This window comes from Gammaproteobacteria bacterium, from assembly GCA_003696665.1.
In the GTDB taxonomy this organism is placed as follows: domain Bacteria; phylum Pseudomonadota; class Gammaproteobacteria; order Enterobacterales.
Map to the genome: position 1 here is coordinate 1 of RFGJ01000293.1, position 1,278 is coordinate 1,278.

Below are 1,278 nucleotides of genomic sequence, written 5' to 3' on the forward strand. Positions count from 1 at the left end.
CCTCAAGTGAGGGGCTAAGAAGGCCACCACGCAAGCAGACAAAATCGAAGCGTCAGACAGGCGGTCAAACAGGACAAGCTGGTAAAACGCTCAGGTTTAGTGACAACCCTGACAAAATCATCCGGCATGGTGTGGATTATTGTCAAGACTGTGGTGAAAGTCTGGTTGATGTTGAAGGTGCAGTTTTGTCTCGGCGACAAGAGATTGAACTGCCCCAAAAGCCGGTGGAAGTCATTGAGCATCAACGACTGGAAAAGTTGTGTCCGTGTTGTGGTCATCGCAATCAGGGACAATATCCGGCTCATATCACCGGGAATGTGCAATATGGTCGTCGTTTCAAAGCATTTTGTCTCTATTTGCTGAATTATCAACTATTGCCTTATGAACGTACCGGCGAACTGCTGAAAACTCTGACAGGTTACCAGCCGGGTGGTGGCACCCTGCAACGCATTTTGGAACAGGCGTATGAAGCGTTGGAACCGATAGAAAAGGCCATTCAGGAGGCTATTCGTGGTTCTCCGGTCGGACACGGTGATGAAACGGGCATTCGGATTGATGGACAGACCCAATGGATGCACGTTTTCAGCAATCTGAGCTACACCTACTATTACTGGAACAAACATCGAGGACAAAAAGCGCATCAGGCCGATGGTTCGTTGCCCGATTATCATGGCATTTTGATGCACGATGCGTATCGGTCCTACTTTGTTCATCACTATGAACACGCCTTATGCAACGCTCATTTATTACGAGAATTGCAGGCTGTTTATGAAACTGAACCCAACCAACGCTGGAGTTGGCAACTGATGCGTTTGCTTCGGACGGCCTGGGCTTTGGTTAAAAACGCCAAAGAGGCCGGTCAGACCCGGTTGCCGGTTGACCAGCGTAAGCGGATATTCTATTTGTTCGAGCAGATTGTTAAACGTGCTGCCCAACAAACTCCGCGTAATCAACGCCAACCGGGACAACGGGGACGAGTAGCTCAATCGGTTTCACGTAATTTGCTCGACCGCTTGATCGAATATAAAGCAGCCTACCTCCGCTTTGTCACCGATTTCCGCGTTCCTTTTGACAACAATTTAGCTGAACGTGACCTGCGAATGAGTAAACTGCAACAAAAAATCTCCGGTTGTTTCCGTACTGAAAACGGAGCAAATATCTTTTGTCGTATTCGCGGTTATATCTCTACTTTGCGCAAACAGAACCATGAACTCTTACCTGCTCTCCTCTCTCTGTGGACTGATACACCTTTCATCCCTGTAACTGCTGAGTAAATAC

At 48.0% G+C, this 1,278-nt stretch carries 1 protein-coding gene; it reads left to right on the plus strand.

The genetic code is table 11. From position 1 onward, the window contains the following. Positions 1-1,274: IS66 family transposase (locus D6694_07990; protein RMH42395.1), on the plus strand; the 1,274-nt coding region annotated here is incomplete at its 5' end. Between the last annotated feature and the right edge of the window lie 4 nt (positions 1,275-1,278).